Annotated in this window: 1 protein-coding gene; it reads right to left on the bottom strand. The window is 62.0% G+C overall.

The window, feature by feature from the left end:
* A partial coding sequence (locus ACNFCJ_RS24020; RefSeq protein ID WP_416773886.1) for a hypothetical protein occupies positions 1–773 on the bottom strand: 773 nt, incomplete at its 3' end.
* Positions 774–944: the final 171 nt, after the last annotated feature.

Here is a 944-nt window from a genome sequence, read left to right as displayed (position 1 = left end):
CCGGATACCGTCAGCGTCAGAGTGCCGGCAGTAGGGGTAAAAGTCAGCGATACACGGTTGCCTGCGCCTGTGCCAGTTAGCGTGCCAGTAGCAGCGCCGGACAGCGTGACAGAGCCGGTGCCGTAAAACGACAGCGTGTGCGCCACGGCTGTAACGGTGACGGACTGAGTAGCAAGCGTCGCTGAGTTGAGCAGCAAATTCGTCCTGCTTTCCTCGATCAGCAGCCCCCGCACCCGAATCACCGTCCACGCCGAATACGTCCCCGAGCCGACTACGCGATCCACCCACAGCGTTACGCTGCTGCCGGTCGATGCAGTGACACGCCCGGCCATCCAGTTGCTGCCATCGTATGTGGCGCGGACGTACTCGCCTACCGGGTACAGGCGGCTCACGGCAAACGTCTTGATCCCGGCCCCGAGCGCAATGCTGCTGGTCGATGTACTGAGCGTGGCGGGATCGTGGTCGATGCGGGGCACGTTGTTCGCTGCCCACTGATACACGCCCATGTGGTCGAAATATCCGCCACCTGATGCGCGAGTGGTGGTCATGATGCTGGACAGGCCCGCACGCGATACCGTCCCGTCGCGCCAGTTGTGTGCAACGTACTCACCCCGCACGAAATCCAGACTCAGGCTGGCTTCATCGGGCAGCAGCGCGTAGGGATACGAGCGGAAAGTGGCTGCATCCGGCAGGTAGTGGCCTGCACGGCGGATGGCGTCACGCAGCAACAGTTTGGTCGTGTTGAGATACGTCAGCTTGTCTGCGATAGCCATCAGATCACCTCTCCGTTAATCAGATCGAGGGCGGTGGCAATGTCGCCTATCTGTGCAGCGGTGGCGTAGTAGCTGGCAGGCTGGCCGTTGAGTTTGCTGGAGTCTGCGGCTGTGGCAGTGGCGTCGAGCTTCCCGGCCAGCTTGCTTTTCTCGGCAGTGGTGTAGTCCTCG

Origin of the sequence: Pseudomonas sp. NY15364 (genome assembly GCF_048068235.1) — a bacterium.
GTDB classification, from domain to species: Bacteria; Pseudomonadota; Gammaproteobacteria; order Pseudomonadales; family Pseudomonadaceae; genus Aquipseudomonas; species Aquipseudomonas mendocina_D.
This window is presented reverse-complemented; position numbering and strand designations above follow the sequence as displayed.